This is a genomic window from Paenibacillus timonensis, assembly GCF_022427145.1.
In the GTDB taxonomy this organism is placed as follows: Bacteria; Bacillota; Bacilli; order Paenibacillales; family Paenibacillaceae; genus Fontibacillus; species Fontibacillus timonensis.
Genome location: NZ_JAKSXN010000141.1, coordinates 1 through 1,255 on the forward strand (window position 1 = coordinate 1; position 1,255 = coordinate 1,255).

The 1,255-nt window shown below is 46.7% G+C and carries 2 protein-coding genes; both read right to left on the bottom strand.

The window, feature by feature from the left end; all coding sequences use genetic code 11:
• A partial coding sequence (locus MJ257_RS24555; RefSeq protein ID WP_308193251.1) for an IS3 family transposase occupies positions 1–846 on the bottom strand: 846 nt, incomplete at its 3' end.
• Positions 847–857: 11 nt separating this feature from the next.
• Entirely contained in the window at positions 858–1,175 is a 318-nt protein-coding gene (locus MJ257_RS24560; RefSeq protein ID WP_240271797.1) for a transposase, read from the bottom strand.
• Positions 1,176–1,255 lie beyond the last annotated feature (80 nt).

A 1,255-nucleotide genomic window follows, 5' to 3' on the forward strand; every position in this document is an offset into this window, starting at 1 on the left:
CTTTAGGCTACCATGCATTCTTCGATGATTGTAAAAGTCCATATATTGGTCAAGCGCTACAAACGCTTCTTCAAACGTCATAAATTCACGTCTACTAAACAAATTGCGTTCCAGTATACTATGAAACGATTCAATGTAGGCGTTCATGTTGGGAGTCCGCGGAGGAATTCGCTCATGGGTCATCCCCAAGTTCTCACAGGTATCTCCAAACCACTTGCTTACAAATTGAGGCCCATTGTCCGTTCGGATCACGGGTAACGTTTCACCAGGCTGAATGCGGCGCTCTATGGCAGACATAAGCGCTTGAACGGCATGCTTGGCTTCGCAGGTTCGCCCGCGATATTGCCCGACAACTACGCGGTCAAATACATCAATGATGCTAAGAACAAAGAAGAATCGCTTCTGCCCTACGACGTATCCATATTTAATGTCCATTTGCCACAACTGATTAGAACCGGTTATGAATCGGTTCTTGGGGAGAGTACGCGGGTGCGATGGATTGTGACTGCGAGCTTTTTGCAAAATGCCGAGTTCTTTGCAAAGACGGTACGTTTTCTTCTTGTTAATGATGACCTGGTAAACATCTCGAATACACTGGCCCAACAGTTTGTAGCCGTAGACATGTTCTTCGCCTTCAAGCAGCTCAAGGAGCCACTCTTTGATCTGCTCATCGCTAACGGGGACTCCAGTTTCAGTTAAGGAGTACCCTGGTGTAGGTCGCCCGCGTTTGCCCGCAGATGACGATTCCATCTTTGGGGCAGCAACCCGCTTTTTTCGATCGTAGTAAGTCGATTCGGCAATTTCCAAGATTCGCAGAACTACAGCTGTTGGTTCACCCCGCTTAATGAATGGTTCTGCTACTTCAAGTCTTTTAGATAAGCGGGGTTTTTCTTTTTTACGAGTTCCCGTAGGATCTCATTTTCGAGTTCTTTCTGACCAAGTACTTTCATGGCTTTTTCGTATTTCTCTTCAATCTCTTGAAGACGCTTGAGCTCCTGAAGATGTTGGTCTGGTAGCGAAGTTTCTACGTCCGTGATCTGATCTCGGTAGGTTCGAACCCAGGTCCGAATGGTTTCCGGGTGCAAGTCATACGACCGCGCAAGCACCCCCACTTTGATGCCGGACAGAGCTTCTCTTACTACCTTTAAACGAAATTCTTCTTTGGCTTTTCCCATAACTTAATCCTCTCCCTTGTCTCCATTGTAATTCCTTGTAGGGGAGGACTCCAGTTTAATTAGGGGGCCTAGAGGAAAAT